A 17,921-nucleotide genomic window follows, 5' to 3' on the forward strand; every position below is an offset into this window, starting at 1 on the left:
GCTGTCGACGCCCGCTCCCGGCTTCGACGGACTGAGGCCTTACGCCGCGCACGCCCTACTCTCTCTCCCACCTACTCTTTACCAAGGAACCCGCCATGCCCCATCGACATCGGCGACCTGGCACCGCGACCGCCTCCTCCGCCCGCCTGCTGGGCGCGCTGGCCTGCGCGCTGGCCCTGCCCGCGCAGGCGCAGTCCTCCGGCGTCAGCGTCGAAGACCTGGCGCGCCGTCTGCAGGCGATCGAACAACGCCTGGGCACCGCGCCCGCCGACGCCGGCACCGCCGCGGTCGATCCGGCCGACCTCGACCAGCGCCTGCGCGTGATCGAACGCAAGCTGGAACTGCAGGCCGAAGCCGAAAGCGCGCGCGTGGCCTCCACGCCCGTGGTGACGCTGAGCGCGGCCAAGGGCCTGTCGGTGAAATCGGCACCGCCCGGCGATCTCGAAATCAAGTTCCGCGGCCTGATCCAGGCCGACGGCCGTTTCTTCATCGACGACCAGCGCGCGCCGCAGAACGACACCTTCCTGTTCCGCCGCGTCGAACCCACCATCGAAGGCACCTGGGGTTCGCTGTTCGCGTTCCGCCTCGGCGCCCAGCTGGCCGGCGACAGCGCCACCGTCAACGACGCCTATGTCGACGTGCGCTTCAGCCCGCGCGCGACCGTGCGCGTGGGCCGCTACAAGGTGCCGCTGGGCCTGGAGCGCCTGCAGTCCAGCAGCGCCGGCGCGATGGTCGAAGGCGGTTTCGCCAGCGAACTGGCGCCGGTGCGCGACCTGGGCGTGCAGCTGCAAGGCGAATTCGCCGACGGCGCGCTCAGCTATGCGGTGGGCGCCTTCAACGGCGCGCCCGACGGCCGCGACGGCGCCACCACCAATCCCGACAACGAATTCGAGCTGATCGGCCGCGTGTTCGTGGAGCCGTGGAAGAACAGCGGCACTGCGCTGTCGGGCCTGGGTTTCGGCGTCGGCGCCAGCCAGGGCGACAAGCGCGGCACCGGCAACAACTTCCTGCCGCGCTACCGCACGCCCGGACAGGCGCAGTTCTTCAACTACCGCAGCACCGTGGTTGCCGACGGCGAACACACGCGCTGGTCGCCGCAGGCCTACTACTACCGCAACCGCCTGGGCCTGCTCGGCGAATACATCCGCTCGCGCCAGGAACTGCTGCTGCCGGCCAGCGGCGCGCGCGCCGCGCTCGATCACGAGGCTTGGCAGCTCACCGCCGGCTGGGTGCTCACCGGCGAGGACGCCAGCTACAAGGGCGTGGTCAAGCCCAGTCAGCCGTTCACGCCCGGCGGCGCCGGTTGGGGCGCGTTCGAACTGGTCGCGCGTTACGGCCGCCTCGATATCGACGACGACGCCTTCCCGCGCTACGCCGATCCGGCCGCGGTCGCGTCCGAGGCCAACAGCTGGGGCCTGGGCCTGAACTGGTATCTGACCAGCAACTTCAAGCTGGTCGCCAACTACACCCAGACCGACTTCGAGGGCGGCGCGCCGGCCGGCGCCGATCGCGAAGACGAAAAGGCTTTCTTCACGCGGGCGCAATTCTCCTTCTGAGCATGCTCCTCACCGGCGCTTAGACCGCGCCCGTCACGACGCAAAGAGACCCCCACATGAAAACCCTACTCTCCTCCCTCGTCGTCGCCCTGTCCCTGGTCACCGGCTCGGCCGTGGCCAAGGACGTGGAACTGCTCAACGTCTCCTACGACCCGACGCGCGAGTTCTACGCCGAGGTCAACACCGCCTTCGCCGCGCAGTGGAAACAAGACACCGGCGAGACCCTGAAGATCCGCGCTTCGCACGGCGGTTCGGGCAAGCAGGCGCGCTCGGTGATCGACGGCCTGGAAGCCGACGTGGTCACCCTGGCGCTAGCCGCCGACATCGACGCCATCGCCACCAACGGCAAGCTGCTGCCGGCCAACTGGCAGTCGCGTTTGCCGCACCAGAGCTCGCCCTACACCTCGACCATCGTGTTCCTGGTGCGCAAGGGCAACCCCAAGGGCGTGCGCGACTGGGGCGACCTGGTCAAGCCGGGCGTGGCGGTGATCACGCCCAACCCCAAGACCTCCGGCGGCGCGCGTTGGAACTATCTGGCGGCCTGGGCCTGGGCCTCGCAGCAGTACCGCGACGGCGGCAAGGTCGTCGACTACCTCACCCGCCTGTTCAAGAACGTGCCCGTGCTGGACACCGGCGCACGCGGCGCCACCACCACCTTCGTCGAGCGCGGCATCGGCGACGTGCTGCTGGCCTGGGAGAACGAAGCCCTGCTGACCCTGGACGAGCCCGGCAATCGCGGCAAGTACGAAATCGTCGTGCCCAGCCTGAGCATCAAGGCCGAACCGCCGGTGGCCTGGGTCGATAAGAACGTGGCCAAGCACGGCACGCGCAAGCAGGCCGAGGCTTACCTGCGCTTCCTGTACACGCCGCAGGGCCAGCGCCTGGCCGCCAAGCACCACTACCGCCCAGCCGAGCCGGACAAGGTGCCGGCCGCCGAGCTGAGCCAGTTCGCCCAGGTCAAGCAGGTGACGATCGACGGTGCCTTCGGCGGTTGGAAGAAGGCGCAGGCGGAGCATTTCGCCGACGGCGGGTTCTTCGATCGGATTTATCAGCCGAAGTGAGGGTTGGTGGATGGCATGCCGCGCTGGGCTATTGGACCCAGCGCGGATCGATGACCAGTGGTGCGGTGAAGTGAGGCGCGATGGTTGCGAAGCCAGTCGAACCCGATACGGACGAATGCATCCGACCTATCGCATCTCCGTCACCGTCATTCCCGCGAAAGCGGGCTCCGCTTTCGCGGGAATGACGAGCAAGAAAGAGCAGACGCAAACACGCATACCGAAGCAGACGAATACACGCCACCCATGAGCACCATCGCCCTCCCACCCCTAACCGCCTCGCGCTGGCGACGCCCCTTGCCGGGCTTCGGCCTCAGCATCGGCCTGGGCCTGGCCTGGCTGAGCCTGGTGGTGCTGCTGCCGCTGGCGGCGCTGACCATCCGCGCCGCCGGACTGGGCGCGGAAGGCTGGCTGCGCGCGGTGCAGGACCCGCGCGTGCAGGCCGCGCTCAAGCTCAGTTTCGGCGCCGCGTTCGCGGCCTCGGTGCTGGCCTTGTTCGCCGGCGCGCTGATCGCCTGGGTGCTGGTGCGTTATCGCTTCCCGGGCCGGCGGCTGCTCGACGCCCTGGTCGATCTGCCGTTCGCGCTGCCGACCGCGGTGGCCGGTATCGCCCTGACCGCGATCTATTCCTCCAACGGTTGGGTCGGGCGCTGGCTGGAACCGGCCGGCTTCAAGATCGCCTATGCGCCGGCCGGCATCGTGATCGCGCTGGTGTTCATCGGCCTGCCGTTCGCGGTGCGCACGGTGCAGCCGGTGCTGGAAGCGCTGGGGCGCGAACAGGAAGAGGCCGCCGCCTCGCTGGGCGCCTCGCGCCTGACCACGCTGCGCCGGGTGATCCTGCCCGAACTGCTGCCGGCGCTGCTGACCGGTTTCTCGCTCGCGTTCGCGCGCGGGCTGGGCGAATACGGCTCGGTGATCTTCATCGCCGGCAACCTGCCCTACAAGACCGAGATCGCGCCGCTGCTGATCACGATCCGCCTGGAGGAATACGACTACAACGGCGCGATCGCGATCGCCGCGCTGCTGCTGGCGGCGTCCTTCATCTGCCTGCTGGCGATCAACGCGATTCCGTCGCTGTTCGCGCACGAACGCCGGGAGCGCCGCCATGGCCCATGAGCGCGACGACCTGCAGGAACCGGCATGGCTGCGCTGGCTGCTGATCCTGTCGGCGGTGCTGGTGATGGCGCTGCTGGTGGTGATGCCGCTGCTGATGGTGTTGGGCGCGGCCTTCGCCAAGGGCGTCGGCGTCTGGTTCGCCGCGCTCAAGGAACCCGATGCGGTCGCCGCGCTCAAGCTGACCCTGTTCACCGCCGCGATCGTGATTCCGCTCAACGCGGTGTTCGGCGTGTTCACGGCCTGGGCGGTCACCCGCTTCGAGTTCACCGGCAAGCGCGTGCTGCTGGCCCTGATCGACTTGCCGTTCGCGGTCTCGCCGGTGGTGGCGGGCCTGTGCCTGGTGCTGCTGTTCGGCTCGCACGGCTGGTTCGCCGAGCTGCTGGCGCAGTACGACATCAAGATCCTGTTCGCGCGCCCCGGCATCGTACTGGCGACGCTGTTCATCACCTTCCCCTTCGTGGTGCGCGAGCTGATCCCGCTGATGCAGCAGCAGGGCGCCGACGAGGAGCTGGCCGCGCGCTCGCTGGGCGCCGGCGCCTGGACCATGTTCCGCCGCGTGACCCTGCCCAATATCAAATGGGGCCTGCTGTACGGCGTGCTGCTGTGCGGTGCGCGCGCGATGGGCGAGTTCGGCGCGGTGTCGGTGGTGTCCGGCCACATCCGCGGCCTGACCAACACCCTGCCGCTGCACATCGAGATCCTCTACAACGAATTCGACAGCACCGCGGCCTTCGCGGCCGCGTCGCTGCTGGCCGGCCTGGCCCTGGTCACGCTGGTGATCAAGTTCTGGCTGGAAGCGCGTCATGGCGACGCCCTGGCGCAATCACACAGGCGGCATTGATATGAATCTTGCGAGAGTGAACGATCCCGCGCTGTGGCGCTCGGCCGACCTGGACACGGCCCTGCCGGTCGAGGCCGTACCCTCGACACCGGCCTTGGGTCATGATGGCCGCGGAACGGTTCAGGGCAAGGGTATGGACCTGCATATCCAAGGCATCAGCAAGCAGTACGCGAACGTCGCCGCGTTGGACGCGGTCGACCTGGATATCGCGTCCGGCGAGCTGGTCGCCTTGCTGGGTCCGTCGGGCTCGGGCAAGACCACTCTGCTGCGCGTGATCGCCGGCCTGCTCCACCCAGACCGCGGCCGCCTGCTGTTCGGCGACGAGGACGCGACGCGGCTGAGCCTGCGCGAGCGCAACGTCGGCTTCGTGTTCCAGCATTACGCGCTGTTCAAGCACATGACCGTGGCCGAGAACATCGCCTTCGGCCTGCGCAGCCGCCCGCGCAGCCGGCGCCCGGACAAGGCCACGATCGCGCGCCGGGTGCAGGAGTTGTTGAGCCTGATCCAGTTGCCGGAACTCGGCGGCCGTTATCCCGAGCAGCTGTCGGGCGGCCAGAAGCAACGCGTCGCCCTGGCGCGGGCGCTGGCGATCGATCCCACCGTGCTGCTGCTGGACGAACCCTTCGGCGCGCTCGACGCCAAGGTCCGGGTCGAGCTGCGGCGCTGGCTGCGGCGCCTGCACGAGCAGACCGGGCAGACCACGCTGTTCGTCACCCACGACCAGGAAGAAGCGCTGGAGCTGGCCGACCGCGTCGTCGTGCTGCGCGACGGGCGCATCGAGCAGGTCGGCACGCCCGAGCAGATCTACCGCGAGCCGGCGTCGGCCTACGTGTTCGATTTCATCGGTCGCGCCAACACCCTGGAAGGCCGGGTCGAGCGCGGCCAGTTCGCGATCGACGGCCACGCCCTGCGCCTGCCGGCCGACGGCATCGCCGACGGCGCGGCCAAGCTGTATCTGCGTCCGCACGACCTGGCCCTGACCGCCGCCGGCGACGGGCTGTCCGCACGCGTGCTGGCGCTGCACCGTCTGGCCGACCGCATCACCGTGGAACTGCAGCTGGACGGGCAGGCGCGCGCGCTGGAACTGGACCTGGTGGCGACGCCGGATGCGGTGGTGCCGGCGATCGGCGGGACGGTCGGGGTGCGGCCGCTGCGGTACCGGGTGTATTCGGCATAAGTAGTGCTGCGGCTTTTCCCTTCTCCCACCGGGAGAAGGTGGCCCTAGGGCCGGATGAGGGTCCGGGATGAGGTTGGAGCTACATGCTCGCGCCGGACGCTCACCCCAACCCATACCCCGGCCCTCACGCCGAAGGGAGAGGGGCTAAAGGCAGCGCCGCCTTGCCGCCTATGACAAAACGTCCCACCCGTGCCCTCAGCAGCCGGCCCGCGCGCAGCCGGGAGTAAACTAGCGCCCATGAGCTATCCCTACGTACGCCCGCGGCGGATGCGCCGCGACGAGTTCTCGCGCCGCCTGATGCGCGAGACGGTCCTCACCGCGAACGACCTGATCTATCCGGTGTTCGTGCACGAACTGCGGGGCCGCGCCGCGGTCGCCTCGATGCCCGGCATCGAGCGTCTGTCGATCGACGAGCTGCTGCGCGTGGCCGAACAGGCCAGCGAACTGCGCGTGCCGGCCCTGGCCCTGTTCCCGGTCACCGCGCCGGACGCCAAATCGCTGACCGCCGAGGATGCCTGGCGCGACGACGGCCTGTGCCAGCGCGCGGTGCGCGCGCTCAAGCAGCGCTTCCCGGAACTGGGCGTGATCACCGACGTCGCCCTGGACCCTTACACCACCCACGGCCAGGACGGGCTGATCGACGACAGCGGTTACGTCATGAACGACGAGACCGTGGAGGCCCTGGTCAAGCAGGCGCTGTCGCACGCGGTCGCCGGCGCCGACGTGGTCGCGCCCAGCGACATGATGGACGGCCGCATCGGCCGGATCCGCGAAGCGCTGGAGCTCGACGGCCACATCCACACCCGCATCATGGCCTACAGCGCCAAGTACGCGTCCAGCTTCTACGGCCCGTTCCGCGACGCGGTCGGCAGCGCGGGCGCGCTGGGCAAAGGCAACAAGTACACCTACCAGATGGACCCGGCCAACAGCGACGAAGCCATGCGCGAGATCGCGCTCGACCTCGACGAAGGCGCCGACATGATCATGGTCAAGCCGGGCATGCCCTACCTGGACATCGTGCGCCGCGCCAAGGACGAGTTCGGCGCGCCCACCTTCGTCTACCAGGTCAGCGGCGAGTACGCGATGCTGCGCGCGGCGATCCAGAACGGCTGGCTGGACGAGCGCGGCTGCGTGCTGGAAGCGCTGACCTCGATCAAGCGCGCCGGCGCCGACGGCATCCTCACCTACTTCGCGCTGGATGCCGCGCGCTGGTTGCGCGAAGCGAAATAACCGGCGCGGACCGCGATGCGGTTCGCTGCGCTGGCCGCATCCTACGGTGACGGCCGCGAGGCTCGATGAGCCTCGCGGCCGCTTGCATCAGTAGGCCCTGAACGTACAGAACTTCACTATCGTCGCGCTGGAATCGATATTACTGAGCTGCGCTTCGCAGCCCTCTCTGGTCGACGCACTGATGGGCGTAAATACTTCGATGTAGCCCCCAGTGACCGAGTTGTATTGCCAGGATCGAACGGTGGCCTCCCACACGCCTTCCAGAGGCTGCAACGGGGGCAAGGACGGGCGAGGCCCGCCAACCTGAGTGGCATTGAGCGGCAAGGCAACGACCAACAACAACGAAGAAAGCAGCAGGCTTGCTTTGCGATCCATACGCATGGTGAATTCCTTTTTTTCGCTACGTCATGTAGCTCGCGCAGATAAGCAAGCCGCGTTGCGTGCTGTCACGGGCTTTCGGATGCCCGGCGACTCGGAACAGACCGACGGAATTTATCGATAATTAAGAGAAAAGCGCTGAAAAGCAGGCTTTTCTTGCATTCACCGCCAAACCCTTATCGATAACATTCAGCGCATCGATCTCGAGCACCCTTGCGCCGCATGGCTTCGCAGGGCGCGGTGAATCGACGGTGAATCACATCGCCGCAACGCACCAAAGGCCCATACCAACCGTGATCGCTGGCAGTTCCAACGACTAGAACTCGACCAGTCGAAACGGCCCCGCATACTCGCCGGTCAACATGGATGCGAGGGATTCGCATCGTCGAGCGTTTCGCCTTCGTGCGAAGCGGTGAGCATGAAGTACTCGCGCTCGACGCAGCACTCGTCGATCCAGTCCTCCAGGTGCGCGGCGCTCACTCCCACGACGCCCACGTAGACCACGCCCTCGTCGATCCATTCCTGGACCATCACGTTCAGTTCGGGCCGATAACCGCTCAAGGAATGCAACACGATCTTCTTCTCACCGCTCATGGCGCGACGCAACCGCCTTGCCCCGTCGCCGCCGGCGCCTTCATGCGATAGAGGTCCAGCTTGCCGGCCTTCGGCGATTTAGCGCTGCCGGTGACCAACAGCTCGCCGGGCTTGTTCCAGTCGATCGCCGGGCCCAGGGTGGTGCCGTCCTCGCCGTTGAACGACAGCGCCAGCGGCGTGGCGGCGGCGTACTTGGCGCCGTCGCACTGGGCCAGGTAGAGCCGGATCGGCTGTTGCTCCACGTCTTGCGAGCGCGCGAACACGATCGCGCGACCGTCGCCCAGCCAGGCCGCATCGAATTCGTCGGCGGCGGTGTTCACGCCCGCCACCGGCTTGGGATCGACGTAGGCCTTGCCGTTCCAGGTCGCGACGAACAGATCGTGGCGCCCGGCGCCGCCGAAACTGTCGCTGGCGAACAGCAGGTGGCGGCCGTCGCGGCTGGGCGTGGGCGCCCACTCGTCGCCGCGGCCGTTCACGCCCCCGCCCAGGTGTTCGGCGGGCCCGATGCCGCCGTCGGCGAGCACCGGCGCGCGGTACAGGTCGTCGCCGCCGCGGCCGCCGGGGCGGTTGGAAAAGAAGTACAGCCAACGGCCGTCGCCGCTGAAGGCCGGGTCGAACTCCTTGGCGCCGGTGTTCAGGGATAGCGGCGTGGGGTCCTGCCAGCGCCCCTGTTTCAGGCGGGCCTGCCACAGATCCCAACCGCCCGCGCCGCCGGGACGGTCGGTGCTGCCCCAGACGATGCGCTGCCCGTCGGGACTCACGCTGGCGCGCACCTCCGAGTGCGGGGTGGACACCACGCCCATGCCCTCGATGCCGAACTCCGACAGAAAGCCCGATGCGGGCATGGCCAGCAGCAGGCCGGAGAGTAGACTGAGGCCAGACCAGGCCGCGGCGCGCCGCATAGTGCGTCTCCCTTGAGTATTCCCTATCAGCATCACCAACGAGGCTGCCCATGTCCATTCCACGTTTTGCGGTGATCGGCCACCCGGTGGCGCACTCGCTGTCGCCGCGGATCCACGCCGCATTCGGACGCCAGCTCGGGATCGCCCTGGAGTACGTCGCCATCGACGCCGCCCCGGAGCAGTTCGACGCCTTGCTGGCCGAGTTCGCCGCCGAGGGCGGCCTGGGCGCCAACATCACCCTGCCGCATAAGACCCGCGCGGCCGGCATCTGCAGCCACTTGAGCGAACGCGCGCGCCGCGCCGGCGCCGCCAACACGCTGATCCGCAGCGCCACCGGCTGGGAAGGCGACAACACCGATGGCGTCGGTCTGGTGCGCGATCTCACCGAGCGCCACGGCCTGGACCTGCGCGAACGCCGCACCCTGCTGATCGGCGCCGGCGGCGCCGCGCGCGGCGTGGCGCCGGCCCTGCTCGACGCCGGCATCGGCGACCTCTACATCGTCAACCGCACCCCGGAGCGCGCCGACGCCCTGGCCGACGCGCTGGGCCAGCCCGGCCGCGTGCATCCGCGTTATTTCAAGGACGCGGTCGCGCTGGGCGCCTTCGACCTGATCGTCAACGCGACCTCGGCCGCGCGCGACGCGCAGCTGCCGTCGCTGCCGATGGGCCTGGTCACCCAGCGCACCGCGGCGGTGGACCTGAGCTACGGCGAAGTCGCGATCCCATTCCTGGCCTGGGCCAAGGCGGCCGGCGCCCACGACCGCATCGACGGCCTGGGCATGCTGGTCGAACAGGCGGCGGAGAGCTTCGAACGCTGGCACCGCGTGCGTCCGGAAACCGACCCCGTGTACGCCGCCCTGCGCGAGCGCGACGACGCCCTGGTCACCGCCGACTGATCCGCCGCGCACGGCGTGCGGCCGCGTTGCGCGGCCGTGTCGACGTGCGGGCACGCAACGGGAACGCCGATGGATTCCAGTGCTCTGTTCGCCATGCTGCTAGGCCCCGTGCTGTACGCCACGCCGCATCTGCTGGTGTGCGCGGTCGGCCTGGTGCTGTGCCTGATGCGTCGCCCCGCGTTGGGCGCGGCCGGCACCTACGCCTGCGCGGGCTTCGGCTTGTTCATCTTCGGCTCGCTGCTGGGCTTGGGCGGCCATGCCTGGCTGTTGTGGATGCGCCAGAACGGCGATCCCTCGGCGGCTTCCATCGCGATGAGCATGGGCATGTTCAGTGCGTTCGCGACCCTGCTGCACACGATCGCGATGGGGCTGCTGATCGCCGCGATCCTGGTGCGGCGGCCGGCGCGCGCGGCCTGAGCGCGGCCGAACACGCCGCATCCGATTGAAGCCATGTCGACCGCCAGCCACCACGACGCGACGCATCCGCACACCGTCTATCACTTCGCCGATCCGGCCGATTGGGCGCGCGCGCAGGACACCGGCGCGTACCGCAACCCAGGCCTGCAACGCGAAGGCTTCCTGCACTGCGCTACCGCCGCGCAACTGGCGGGCGTGATCCAACGCCATCAGCGCGGACGCGGCGCTTTGGTCCTCTTGCACCTCGATGCGGTCGCACTCGGCGACGCCTTGCGCTACGACCTCAGCCCTCGCAGCGGCGAAGCCTATCCGCATGTCTACGGACCGATCCCGCTGACGGCGGTGCGCACGGCCGAACCGTTCCAGGCACCGCAGTGAGCGCGCTGAGCTGCCGCGGCGGCTGCGCGGCTTGCTGCACCGCGCCCTCGATCGCCTCGCCCATTCCCGGCATGCCGCACGGCAAGCCCGCCGGCATGCCCTGCGTGCAGTTGGACGATCAGCTGCGCTGCCGTTTGTTCGGCCGGCCCGAACGCCCCGCGTTCTGCGCCTCGCTGCGGCCATCGGCCGACATGTGCGGCGCCAGTCGCAGCGAAGCGATGGCGCTGCTGTCGGCCCTGGAGCTCGCCACCCAACCCGACGCGGCGGCGCCGCCTTCTGTGGGAGCGACCTAAGTCGCGATCGAACTCCACCTGGATTCGACGATTCGCTTGCGCGTCTGGCTCCAATGGCGACTTAGGTCGCTCCACAGGTGCCGGCGACGCGAACGCGGAGTACGAGCGCGGCACCGAAGTGGCGCGGCCGTTACAACAAGCCGTCGCGCTTCACCGCCAGGTACTTCTCCACCAGCGACGCGGCGAGCTGATCGCAGGACACGTCCAGCACCATCACGCCGTGGTTGCGCAGGGCGTCGTGGGCGGCGGCGCGCTGTTCCAGGTATTGCGCGGTGGCGCCGGCGCGGATCGCGTCGCGCAGGTCGTGGACCTCGCCGGCCAAGGCGGTGTCCAGCGAATCCTCGCGCAGGGACGCCACGCACACCAGATGGCGCTTGCGCAGCATCTGCACCGCGGTCAGCACGTCGTCCATGTCTTCGTCACGCAGATTGGTGACCAGCATCACCAGCGAGCGTCGGCGCTGGCGCAGCGACAGCTCGGTGGCGGCGGCGAGGAAGTCGGTGGCGATGGGCTTCGGCTGCAGCGCGTAGCTCGCGCGCAGCAAGCTGTCGATCGCGCCCACGCCGCGACGCGGCGGCACCCAGGCCGAGGCCCCGCCGCTGGCGAGCAGGCCGACCGCATCGCCCTGGCGCAGCGCCAGATAGGCCACCACCAGCGCGGCGTCGAGCACGCGATCAAAATGCGAGAACTCGCCGTCGCGCGCGAGCAGGCGTCGGCCGGTGTCCAGCATCAGCACCAGTTGCTGGTTGCGCTCGTCCTGGTACTCGCGCGAGATCAGGCGGCGCGCGCGCGCGGTCGCCTTCCAGTCGATCTGGCGCAGGCTGTCGCCGACGCGGTACTCGCGCATCTGATGGAAGTCGGTGCCTTCGCCGCGACGGCGCTTGAGGTGCGCGCCGACCAGGCGCGAGGCCTGTTCGGCGCTGAACATCGCGAACTTGGCCAGCGGCGCGAAATTGGGGAACACGCGCACCGGCTGCGCGGCGCCGGCCACGCGCGAGTGCCACCACAGCCGCCACGGCGAATGCAGGCGCAACTGCACGCCTTCGAAGGCGAAATCGCCGCGCGCGTTGGCGCGCAGGCGGTAGTCGATGCTGCTGCTCTCGCCGCGGCGCAGGGTCAGGCGACGCGGCAGGCCCTGCATGGACCAGCCGCCCGGATGCAGGTCGAACACGTCCAGCGGTTGCTGGCGCGCATCGCCGTCCAGGGTCAGGCCGACCTCGCGCTCCAGGCCGATCGGCCAGGTATCGGGCATGTGCCGCTGCACGCGCGGGGTCGCCACCAGGGTCACGCGCCAGGCATCGAACAAGGCGATCGCGGCCAGCGCCGCACCGGCGATCCACCAGGCGCGCGTCGGCGCCCAGCCGATGCTCGCGACCAGGCCGAACGCGCCCCACAGCACCAGCAGCGCCAGCAAGGCCGGCGCCGGCCGCGGCAGACTGCGCGCGGGCGTGGCGGGAACCGGGGCGACGACGGCGCTCATTGCCGCGGCGCTTCGACCTTGGCCAGCAAGGCGTGCAGCACGTCGTCGGGCGACTGGCCCTCGATCTGCATTTCCGGCGACAGCGCGATGCGGTGGCGCAGGGCCGGCTTGGCGATCTCGCGCACGTCGTCGGGAGTGACGAAGTCGCGGCCCGACAGCACCGCCTGCGCACGCGCCGCGCGCACCAGCGCCAGGCTGCCGCGCGGGCCGGCGCCCAGCGCGATGCCCGCCCACTCGCGGGTGGCCGCGGCGATGCGCACGGCGTAGTCGATCACCGCGTCGTCGACCGTGATCAGGGAGGTGCCGTGCTGCATGGCCACGATCTCCTCCGGCCCGAGCACGCGCTGCACCTGCGAGAGATCGAAGTCCGAGGCGCTGCGGCCCTGGCTGACCGCGGTCACCATGCGCTTCTCATCCGCGCGGCTGGGGTAGCCGATCAACACCTTGAGCAGGAAACGATCGAGCTGCGCTTCCGGCAACGGGTAGGTGCCTTCCTGCTCGACCGGGTTCTGCGTGGCCAAGGTCAGGAACGGCGGCGCCAGCTCGAAGCTGTGGCCTTCGATGGTGACCTGCAGTTCCTGCATCGCCTCCAGCAGCGCCGACTGGGTCTTGGCCGGGGCGCGATTGATTTCGTCGGCCAGCAGCAGGTTGGTGAATACCGGGCCGCGGCGGATGTTGAAGCTTTCGGTCTTGGGGTCGTAGACCGCGTGGCCGCTGATGTCGCTGGGCATCAGGTCGGGCGTGAACTGCACGCGCGCGTAGCCGCAGTCCAGCGCCTTGGACAGGGCGCGCACCAGCAATGTCTTGCCCAGGCCGGGCACGCCCTCGATCAGGGCGTGGCCGCCGGCGAGCAGGGCGATCAGGATCTGATCCAGCGCCTCGGCCTGGCCGATGAAGGCCTTGCCGACCTCGTCGCGCACGGCGGCGGCGCGTTGCGCCAGTTCGGTACCGGTGATCGGTGCGGGCACGTTCGCGGGCGTGGTCATAGCGAGTTTCTCAGTCGGATCAAAGTGGCGATGCGGGAACGGAACGCGGCGTGATCGCGCGCGACCGGCGTGGCCAACGCTTCGCGGATTTCCGCGGGCGTGAGCTTGAAACGTTCGGCCAACAGGGCCGCCTGCGGCTCGCCGTCGAGCGCGGCGGCCTGCGGGTCGCGGCGGCGCAGGCGCAGCAGGAAGGCATTGCGCACGGCCGCGTGCAGCAGATGGCCGTAGCCGTAGCGGTAGACATGCTCGCCGCTGGCCAGCACGTGTTCGAGCAAGGACCGGCGCTCGCTGGCCGGCGACGGCAGCAGCGGCCCGAAGCGCTGCGCGCGCCGCCATAGCCACAGCAGCAGGGCCAACAGCATCGGGCCCCAGGCCATCCAGCTGCGGGTCAGCAGGGTCATCCACAGGGACGGCACGTCGGCCGCGTAGATCAGGTGCACGGTGCCGCCGCTGCGATAGTTCGGCGCCAGCAGCTGGCGCAGCAGGGCGATGTGCGGTGCGTCCTTGATCGCTTCCTCGTGCTCCTCGCCGGCGGCGTTGATCGCGAAGTCGAGGTCGGCGATCACGTCGACGCTGCCGCGCCCCTGCGGCAGGCGCGCGAACACATACCCGGTGTCGTCCGCGCCCCAGGCGCGCAGCGGCACCGGCGCGCGCTCCATCAACAGGAAGCGCCGGCCCTGGCAGAACTCGACGTGCGAATCCTGGTGCTCGACGTACATCGCCACGCAGTCGGTCTCGCGCTGCGGGAAGAACTTCACGCCCAGCTCGGTCAGCACCGGGATCGACGCGGCCGCGCTGAGCTCGCCCAGCGGCGGCGTCCGCACGATCAGGTGGCCGCCGCCATGCACCCAGGCCAACAGGGCCTTGGCGTCCGACGCCGACAGCTGGCGCGGATCGCGCAGCAGCAGCACGGTGTCGCGCGCGCCCAGCGGGTACCGATCCGGCTGCAGGCGCTGGCGCGAGAGCGCCTTCACCCCATCCTTCTTCAGGGCCAGCTTGAGCACGTACAGCGGATTGCTGGCGGCCTCGCCGCTGCGCGGCAGATCGATCCATTCCTCGACCCGCTCGTGAGTGCGCCACCACCAATAGCCCAGGCCCGCCAACAGCAGGACCACCAGCGCGGTCGCCAATGCGGTACGCAGATTCATGCGGCCCACCCGAAACGTTGGCTGAGCGTGCGCAGCAAGGCGTCGAACTCATCGAGCGCGGGCAGACGCTGGGCATAGGCCGCGTACTGCCAGGTGCGCACAGCGCTGGCGAAGACTTCGCGGTCCTCGGCCAGCGGCATCTTGCGCGAGGCGCGCAGGCATTCGGCCTCGGTCGCGCCGGGCACCAGCACGACCTGGGCGCGCGCGACCATGGCTTCGACGCTGGCGCGGTACAGCAGGGACAGGGCGTCGCGCTGCCGGCCGGACTGCCACAGCCGGCGCGCGGCGGTGGGGATGTCGTCGGGCAGCGGTTCCACCTCGATCACCACGCCGGTCTGTACCGGCTTGGGTTCGCGCTCCTCGGCGCGCGCGCTGTCGCGCAGCCAACGCAGCCAACGCGGCGCGGTCACCAGGATCAGCACCACCAGCGTACCGAGCAGCAGCCACAGGCCGTACTTGCCGATCAGCGCCAGGACCACGCCCAGGCCTTCCAGCGCCGGCGGCGATTTGGGTTCGCGGGGCTTATCCGGGTTGCGCGCTTTCCAGGTGGTGACCTTGCGCTTGGGCGTGACCGTCGGATCCCGATAGGCCTGATCGACCGCCTCGCGCAAGTCGGCCTCCTCGGCGCGCGCGTCGCCGAACACCTCGTCCAGGGTCGGCGGCGCCTGCGCTTCCTTGGCGGCGACGGCCTTCTGCAGTGCCTCCTCACCGTCCTCGGATGCCTCGACATCGTCCGACCCCACCGGATCGCGCAGCGGTGCGCCGATCGAAGCCGCATCCGCGGCCTCGACGAATTCCTCGTTCGACTCGTCCGCCGCCTCTTCGTCGACGGCCTCTTCGTCGACGGCCTCTTCGTCGACGGCCGCGTCGTCCATCGCGGCGGCCTCGGCCGAAGGCGCCCTCGGCGCGCTGGGCGCGGCCTGCTGCGCCGAAGCGTCCGGCAACACGCCCAAGCCGAAACACAGCGCCAGCAGCAGCGGCGCGCTGGCGGCGCTCAGGCGCGCGCGCAGGCGCCGGAACACGATCTCGATGTCCCAGGCCTCGATCTCGGTGCGGCGGTTGAGATACAGGCCGAAACCGGCGCCGACGTAGAAGGGCTCGATCAGACAGGTCGCGGCCCAGGCCAGTATGTTGCCGGCCAGCTGCACCCAGGTCGCTTCCGCCAACAGCGCCTGCCAGATGCTCTGCGCGGATTCGGACAGGTATTCGGCGGGAATGAACATCGCCGCGCCGGCCGCGATGCCCAGGTACAGCGCGCCTTCGAAATGGAAGCAGACCAGGGTCAGCAGCGCGGCCACGCCGTACACCGGCGCGCCCAGGGCGCTGCGGCGCTGGCGCGCCTCGGCGCCGCGCCCGCCTTCCAGCAGATCCACCGGCAGGTACAGCGAGCGCGCCGGACTGAGCCGACGCCAGGTCAGATAAGGCAGGGCCCAGCGCGCGCCCCAACGCAGCTGTGCGCGCACGGTCTGGCCGGTGCTGGGCACGTCGCCGAACACCGCCCGCGACAGCACGTACAGCGGGATGCGGTCGAACACCGGCTTGAGCCACCACATCAGCAGCGCGGCCAGCCACAGCATGTCCAGCGCCCAGGCCGCGGCGTTGAGCGCGACGAACAGCGGCAGGGTCAGCAGCAGGTAGGGCTTCCAGATCGCGACGGCATGCCGACGCGTGAGCGCGGTGCCCAACTCGACCGCTTCCCAGGCCGTGCGCGGACGCAACGCGACGGTGAGCGACTCGATCTTCATGACTCGATCCGGTCCTCGATCGCGACGTTCTGGTTGCGGCCGCCGAACCACAGCCAGCCGCCGACCGCCGCCCACAGCAACGCGCCCACGCCGTATTTGACCGCCGCCGGTATGGTCGCGATCGACGACCAGAACGCTTCCACGAACGCGGCGAACACCAGCATCGCCAATACGCCCACGCAGATCTTGGCGCCGCGCTTGCCGCCTTCGATCAGGGCGTCGATGCGCCGGCGCTGGCCGGGCGCGACCAGGTTCAAGCCCAGGCGCAGGCCGGCGCCGCCGGCGATCCAGATCGCGGTGAGCTCCGGCGCCGAGTGCCCGGCGACGAAGCGCCAGAACGGATCGCCGTGACCGACCGCCTGCAGATGGCCGGCCACGCCGCCGATCACCACGCCGTTCATGATCAGCACCGCGATCGAGCCCAGGCCGAACAGGAAGCCGCTGGCGAAGGTGCGAAAGCCGATGCTGACGTTGTTGAGGATGTAGTAGCCGAACATCGCCAGATCGGTCTCGGCGCCGCGGCCGAGCTTCTGCAGCGGGCTGTTGGGGTCGTACATGTGCTCGAATTCGGCCAGCTGCTCCGGCGGAAACAGCGCACTGGCCAGCTCGGGCTGGATCTGGATCGCCACGAACATGGTGATCAGCGGCAGCCAGAACAGGGCCGCGGCGGCGGCCATGCAGCCACGCTCGGCGCGCACCAGGCGCGGGAAGCCGGCGAACAGGAATTCCAGCGCGCGCCGCCAACGCGGCCGCGGCGCGCGGTACAGCAGGCCGTGACCGCGCTGCATCAGATCCTGCAGGCGATCGGTGACCGCCGCGCTGTAACCGCGACGGCGCGCCAGCGCGAGCTGCTGGCACAGGCGGCGATAGCGCGCCGGCACTTCGTAGTCGGGCAGGCCTTGCCAGCTGCGGCGATCGGCGCGCGCGCGCTTGGCGCTGTCGCCGCGCGCGTCCAGCCACGCCTCCAACTGGTTCCATTCGGCCTGGTGGCGCTCGACGAAACGTTCCTGCTTGACCACGGAGACCTGACTCATCTGCGCCCCAGCAGCCAGTTGGCGATGCCGTAGACCCGCGCGACCGCGGTTTCGCCGCGCGCGCCGGTCAGGGGCTGCACCAGGTCGGCCAGTTCGATCTGGCGCGCGGCGGCCAAGCGCGGCGCGCGTTCGGCGAAGGCGACCATGGCCGCCTGTTCGTAAGGCAGCAGCGGCACCGCCGGCGCGCTCGCCGCCCCGGCCGGCGCGGCCGCCGCTTCGTGGCGGCGCGCCTCGTGCACGACCAGGGTGCCGGCGACCATGTCGCCCAGGCGCCGGCCGTAAGGATCGGCGTAGCTGGCGATCAGGCCGAAGGCGTAGCCGAACGGCAGCATGTCGACCACCCGCAGCAGGTTGCGCACGAACGATTGCATCCAGCCCACCGGCGCGCCGTTCTCGGCGACCACGCGCAGACCCAGCGCGCGCTTGCCCGGCGTGCGGCCGTCCCACATCGCCTCGAAGGCGACGTGGTAGAACCACAGCAGCACGAACATCAGCACCAGATAAAACCCCATGCCGCCCTTGCCGAGCAGGCCGAACGCCAGCGAGCCGACGAACAGCAAGGCCAGGCGGATGCAGAAATCGATGGTCCAGGCCAGCGCGCGCGGCACCGGCCCGGCCGCGGGCAGTCGCAGGGCGACGCCTTCGGGCGTCACCACTTCGCGGTAGGTATCCAGCATCACAGCGGCGCGGCG

General features: G+C 69.8%; 18 protein-coding genes and 1 pseudogene. 10 read left to right on the plus strand and 9 right to left on the minus strand.

Translation table 11 applies throughout. From position 1 onward, the window contains the following. Positions 1-95 precede the first annotated feature (95 nt). The 6 genes and pseudogenes from ASE35_RS15155 (at position 96) to hemB (ending at position 6,978) form a co-directional block, all read left to right on the plus strand. Positions 96-1,556: a porin gene (locus tag ASE35_RS15155; protein WP_057164373.1), complete on the plus strand. Its 1,461-nt coding sequence runs from the start codon at positions 96-98 to the stop codon at positions 1,554-1,556. 56 nt (positions 1,557-1,612) lie between these two features. Beyond that, positions 1,613-2,617 (plus strand): sulfate ABC transporter substrate-binding protein, encoded by a 1,005-nt coding sequence (locus ASE35_RS15160; RefSeq protein WP_057164374.1) that lies wholly within the window; start codon positions 1,613-1,615, stop codon positions 2,615-2,617. 243 nt (positions 2,618-2,860) lie between these two features. Next, positions 2,861-3,730 (plus strand): sulfate ABC transporter permease subunit CysT, encoded by an 870-nt coding sequence (cysT, locus tag ASE35_RS15165; protein ID WP_057164375.1) that lies wholly within the window; start codon positions 2,861-2,863, stop codon positions 3,728-3,730. Continuing rightward, entirely contained in the window at positions 3,720-4,571 is an 852-nt protein-coding gene (gene cysW / locus ASE35_RS15170) for a sulfate ABC transporter permease subunit CysW (protein ID WP_057164376.1), read from the plus strand. Before cysT ends, cysW begins: the two co-directional genes overlap by 11 nt. Before the next feature lie 133 nt (positions 4,572-4,704). Further along, positions 4,705-5,544 (plus strand): annotated as a pseudogene (locus tag ASE35_RS15175) (sulfate/molybdate ABC transporter ATP-binding protein); the annotation flags it as partial. Positions 5,545-5,985: 441 nt separating this feature from the next. Next, positions 5,986-6,978, plus strand: coding sequence for a porphobilinogen synthase (gene hemB, locus ASE35_RS15180; RefSeq protein WP_057164378.1), 993 nt, complete (start codon positions 5,986-5,988; stop codon positions 6,976-6,978). An 87-nt stretch (positions 6,979-7,065) separates the two neighbouring features. Here hemB and ASE35_RS15185 read toward each other — a convergent pair whose 3' ends face one another. From ASE35_RS15185 to ASE35_RS15195, 3 genes are all read right to left on the minus strand, one after another. Continuing rightward, positions 7,066-7,359 carry a hypothetical protein gene (locus ASE35_RS15185; protein ID WP_057164379.1) on the minus strand — a complete coding sequence of 98 codons (294 nt, stop codon included), beginning with the start codon at positions 7,357-7,359 and terminating at the stop codon, positions 7,066-7,068. A 354-nt stretch (positions 7,360-7,713) separates the two neighbouring features. After that, the gene (locus ASE35_RS15190; RefSeq protein WP_235570083.1) at positions 7,714-7,950 is read right to left on the minus strand and encodes a hypothetical protein; all 237 of its coding nucleotides are present in this window, start codon (positions 7,948-7,950) and stop codon (positions 7,714-7,716) included. After that, positions 7,947-8,852, minus strand: coding sequence for a PD40 domain-containing protein (locus ASE35_RS15195; RefSeq protein WP_057164380.1), 906 nt, complete (start codon positions 8,850-8,852; stop codon positions 7,947-7,949). The genes ASE35_RS15190 and ASE35_RS15195 overlap by 4 nt, the downstream gene beginning before the upstream one ends. Before the next feature lie 50 nt (positions 8,853-8,902). Here ASE35_RS15195 and aroE point away from each other — a divergent pair, with 50 nt between their 5' ends. From aroE to ASE35_RS15215, 4 genes are all read left to right on the plus strand, one after another. After that, entirely contained in the window at positions 8,903-9,748 is an 846-nt protein-coding gene (gene aroE / locus ASE35_RS15200) for a shikimate dehydrogenase (RefSeq protein WP_057164381.1), read from the plus strand. Positions 9,749-9,817: 69 nt separating this feature from the next. Beyond that, positions 9,818-10,165: a hypothetical protein gene (locus tag ASE35_RS15205; protein ID WP_056177753.1), complete on the plus strand. Its 348-nt coding sequence runs from the start codon at positions 9,818-9,820 to the stop codon at positions 10,163-10,165. A 33-nt stretch (positions 10,166-10,198) separates the two neighbouring features. Continuing rightward, entirely contained in the window at positions 10,199-10,543 is a 345-nt protein-coding gene (locus ASE35_RS15210; RefSeq protein ID WP_057164382.1) for a DUF952 domain-containing protein, read from the plus strand. Between the two features lie 5 nt (positions 10,544-10,548). Continuing rightward, on the plus strand, positions 10,549-10,836 hold the full coding sequence (locus tag ASE35_RS15215) for a YkgJ family cysteine cluster protein (protein WP_235568711.1): 288 nt from the start codon (positions 10,549-10,551) through the stop codon (positions 10,834-10,836). A gap of 130 nt (positions 10,837-10,966) precedes the next feature. On the opposite strand, the gene ASE35_RS15220 is transcribed toward ASE35_RS15215, so the two are convergent. The 6 genes from ASE35_RS15220 to ASE35_RS15245 are packed head-to-tail and all read right to left on the minus strand — an operon-like array spanning position 10,967 to position 17,906. Continuing rightward, on the minus strand, positions 10,967-12,316 hold the full coding sequence (locus tag ASE35_RS15220) for a DUF58 domain-containing protein (RefSeq protein ID WP_057164383.1): 1,350 nt from the start codon (positions 12,314-12,316) through the stop codon (positions 10,967-10,969). Then, positions 12,313-13,302: a MoxR family ATPase gene (locus ASE35_RS15225; protein WP_056177744.1), complete on the minus strand. Its 990-nt coding sequence runs from the start codon at positions 13,300-13,302 to the stop codon at positions 12,313-12,315. Before ASE35_RS15225 ends, ASE35_RS15220 begins: the two co-directional genes overlap by 4 nt. Further along, positions 13,299-14,450, minus strand: a complete 1,152-nt coding sequence (locus ASE35_RS15230; protein ID WP_082611333.1) for a DUF4350 domain-containing protein — start codon at positions 14,448-14,450, stop codon at positions 13,299-13,301. The genes ASE35_RS15225 and ASE35_RS15230 overlap by 4 nt, the downstream gene beginning before the upstream one ends. Beyond that, complete coding sequence (locus ASE35_RS15235; RefSeq protein WP_057164385.1) at positions 14,447-16,195, minus strand: hypothetical protein; 1,749 nt, start codon at positions 16,193-16,195, stop codon at positions 14,447-14,449. Before ASE35_RS15235 ends, ASE35_RS15230 begins: the two co-directional genes overlap by 4 nt. Next, positions 16,192-17,229 carry a stage II sporulation protein M gene (locus tag ASE35_RS15240; RefSeq protein ID WP_057164386.1) on the minus strand — a complete coding sequence of 346 codons (1,038 nt, stop codon included), beginning with the start codon at positions 17,227-17,229 and terminating at the stop codon, positions 16,192-16,194. The genes ASE35_RS15235 and ASE35_RS15240 overlap by 4 nt, the downstream gene beginning before the upstream one ends. Next, positions 17,226-17,906 carry an RDD family protein gene (locus ASE35_RS15245; RefSeq protein WP_057160096.1) on the minus strand — a complete coding sequence of 227 codons (681 nt, stop codon included), beginning with the start codon at positions 17,904-17,906 and terminating at the stop codon, positions 17,226-17,228. The genes ASE35_RS15240 and ASE35_RS15245 overlap by 4 nt, the downstream gene beginning before the upstream one ends. Positions 17,907-17,921: the final 15 nt, after the last annotated feature.

The sequence above is a fragment of the Lysobacter sp. Root916 genome, assembly GCF_001429785.1.
In the GTDB taxonomy this organism is placed as follows: domain Bacteria; phylum Pseudomonadota; class Gammaproteobacteria; order Xanthomonadales; family Xanthomonadaceae; genus Lysobacter.